2 protein-coding genes and 1 pseudogene are annotated in these 3,005 nt (G+C 69.0%); 2 read left to right on the top strand and 1 reads right to left on the bottom strand.

Annotation, left to right across the window (positions count from 1 at the left end; translation table 11 throughout):
- Positions 1–305 precede the first annotated feature (305 nt).
- Entirely contained in the window at positions 306–1,229 is a 924-nt protein-coding gene (locus GA0115254_RS34185; RefSeq protein ID WP_093899152.1) for an NADP-dependent oxidoreductase, read from the bottom strand.
- 245 nt (positions 1,230–1,474) lie between these two features.
- On the opposite strand from GA0115254_RS34185, the pseudogene GA0115254_RS34180 reads away from it, so the two are divergent.
- Together GA0115254_RS34180 and GA0115254_RS34175 are read left to right on the top strand one after the other, a co-directional pair.
- A pseudogene (locus GA0115254_RS34180) lies at positions 1,475–1,954 on the top strand (transposase); the annotation flags it as partial.
- A gap of 233 nt (positions 1,955–2,187) precedes the next feature.
- The coding region (locus GA0115254_RS34175; RefSeq protein ID WP_370740987.1) for a WD40 repeat domain-containing protein at positions 2,188–3,005 on the top strand (818 nt) is incomplete at its 3' end.

Here is a 3,005-nt window from a genome sequence, read left to right as displayed (position 1 = left end):
ATCTCGCACCTCTCGATCTTTGTAACGACTGATCGGCGTTGCAGCCCGTCGGCAATGAACTCCCTCTCGACAGGCGGTCGAGTAGGAGCCGCACAGAGAGTACTCAGGTGCGGTTGCGTCGGTAGCGGCGAGGAGAAGAGCCAGACCTCGCTGACGGTCGGGAAGCAGGCGATGGCGTGCCTGAGTCGCTTGAGCGGGACCTCGCCGGCGACCGCGACGGTCGCCGAGTGCAGCGCAAGTACGGCGCGGGCTTCGGGCCGTGAAGACGGCCCGGGGGGCCAGGCGTCCGCGCGCTCTGCCGCCGGTTATCCGCCGTCCATGACCCGGATGATGGTCTTGCCACGGGCGTGGCGGCCGGGGGCGAACGCGGCGGGTGCCTCGGCCAGCGCCCTGACCTCGCCGACGATCGGCTTGAGCCGTCCGTCCCTGAGCCGCTGGACCAGGTCCGCGAGCCGGGCACGGTCGGGCTCGACGACGAAGAAGACGGCCCTGCCGTCCCGCGGACGGACCTCGGGCGGCGAGGCGATGGTGACCAGCGTGCCCCCGGCCCGCACCAGCGCGGCCGAGCGTTCCTGGACCTCGCCGCCGATCACGTCGAGAACCAGATCGACCTCCCCGACGCTCTCCAGCCCATCGGCCTGCAGATCCACGAAGGCATACACGCCCAGCCCGACAGCGGTGTCCCGGTCGCCGGCCCGGCCCGTGCCGATCACCCGCGCCCCCGCCTCACGCGCGAGCTGCACCGCGATCGACCCCACACCGCCCGCGACCCCGTGGACCAGGACGGTCTGTCCAGCGGTAAGCCGGCCGTGGTCGAACAGGGCCTGCCAGGCGGTCAGCCCCGAGATCGGCAGTGCGGCGGCCGCCGTATGGTCGACGTCCGCCGGAAGCGGGGCCAGATTGCGAGCCTCCACCGCGGTGTACTCGGCCAGCGAGCCGTCCCGGGTCCAGTCGGCCAGGCCGAACACCCGCTGGCCCACCGAGAGACCGGTGGTGCCGTACCCGAGTTCGGCAACGACGCCCGAAAGCTCGTGTCCAGGCACGCTCGGCGTCCGGTCGCGCCCGGCGCGATCCGTCCACGTTCCCGGCCAGGCGAGTTCCCCCGGGGTGAACCCAGCGGCATGCACGCGCACGATGACGTCGTTCTCGACGAGGTGGGGGTAGGGCACCTCCGTCAGCGACATTCCCTCGACACCGGCGGCGCGGTTTCGAACGACGACGGCCTGCATGCCAGGTCCTCTCTCCAGTGGTGATCCAGGCTTCGCCCCCTTCGAGCGATCGGAAACAGGCTGCCACGAACTCCTGCAGCCCGCCTGCTGCCGCTTCTGACGGACTGCCGTCTCTGCCACCCAATCAGGCCACGCTTGGGCCTGGACGTGACGACTGCCCGAGCTGTTACGCGCCCGCCAGCAGTGCCTGCCGCACTCGGGGCGTCCTGCAGCGCTCAGAGGAGGAGTAGCCATGGCAGAACAGACCGCTGAACGCGGTCTGGCCGATCATCTGCATCGACGCGCTGCGGGTGAGGACCCGCTCCGGATCCGTGGCCTCCCGGCCGGTCTACCTGGCCGTCGGGGTGGACATGGACGGCTGCAAGGACGTGCGAGATGTATGCATCGTCGCCTGCGACGGACTGAAGGGCCTGCCCGACGCGGTCACCGCAACCTGGCCCAAAGCCACCGTTCAGGCATGTGTGATCCACTTGATCCGTGCCTCGCTGAGGTTCGCCTCCAAACAGCACCACGCAAAGCCGGTCGCGGAGTTGAAGGCCATCTGCACCGCCCCGACCGAGCAGGCCGCCGAGCAGGCCCTCGCCGACTTCGCCTCGGGCGAGCTGGGCCAGCGGTATCCTGCGATCGTGCGGACCTGGCAGGCCGCAAACCACGTCGCGCCACACTGGGAGAAGGCACTGAACCAGTTCTCGCTCTTCTTCGAGGACCAGCTCAACACCAAGTGAAAGCCCAGGACTTACAACTCGCGCGAATAGGCCGGTCGGGGTGATCTATCGGGGCCGTGCTGCAGTCGGCATTCGATACTCAATGTGATCACTGCGGGTGGTTGGGGTGGTCATCGCTGTGGTGGCCTTGGGGGTGCGGTGCTGACGCCCGTGGCCGGGCTGGTGTCTGGTAGCAGGGATGCGTAGAAGTACGCAATTTCGTTCCCGGTGCGTGCTTGGGAGGCGGTTGGTGGGTGGAGGCGGGTACCGTGCCAATCATGTCCGACGATCTCCGAAGCAATAACCTGTGCCATGAAGACGCCGTGGCGGGTGGGTGGTTAGCCGACCCGGAGTGGCTGGTGAACACCGACCCGGAGCGGGTCATGGCGGTGCTCGACAGTGCCTTGGGGCCGGAGGAGCTGTTGGCAGCGGCGGTGTACCGGGCTTCTGCGCACCTGCACCAGGGTGCGGAGAGCTGGGTGCGGCAACAGTTGCTGGGGCTGGACGCCGCCCGGTACGGAGACGTGGCGTTGTCGGCGCGGATCGCGGCTGTACCAGCGGCGGGCAAACCGACAGCGCCGTGGGGGGTGGAATGGGCCACGGGTGGCCTGGTTTCCTCGCAGTTCCGGCATGCCCTCACGGGCCACATCGACTTCGTGCAGGCGGTAGCGACCACGTCGATGGACGGCCGTCCGGTCGCCGTCACCGGCAGTTGGGACAGCACGGTGCGGGTGTGGGACCTGGCTAGCGGGAAGCAGATCGGTGAACCCCTCACCGGCCACACCGGCACGGTCTGTGCCGTGGCCACAACGGTGCTGGACGGTCGACCCATCGCCGTCAGCGGCGGCGATGACGACACCGCGCGCGTGTGGGACCTGACCACAGGGAAGCAGATCGGCGAACCCCTCACGGGCCACGCTCACCCGGTGTGGGCGGTGGCGACGGCGATGGTGGACGGGCGCCCGGTCGCCGTCACCGGTAGCTGTGACAAGAAGGTGCGAATGTGGGACCTGACCACCAGGCAGCCCATCGGCAAACCCCTGACCGGCCACACCAACGATGTGTGGGCGGT

This window comes from Streptomyces sp. Ncost-T10-10d (assembly GCF_900091955.1).
Classification (GTDB): domain Bacteria; phylum Actinomycetota; class Actinomycetes; order Streptomycetales; family Streptomycetaceae; genus Streptomyces.
Note: the sequence above shows the minus strand (reverse complement) of the source record. Positions and strands in the feature narration are given on the sequence as shown.

What these genes read in the sequence shown, in the direction of transcription:
- GA0115254_RS34185 (WP_093899152.1), bottom strand. Translation starts at nt 1,229, where the DNA reads ATGCAGGCCGTCGTCGTTCGAAACCGCGCCGCCGGTGTCGAGGGAATG.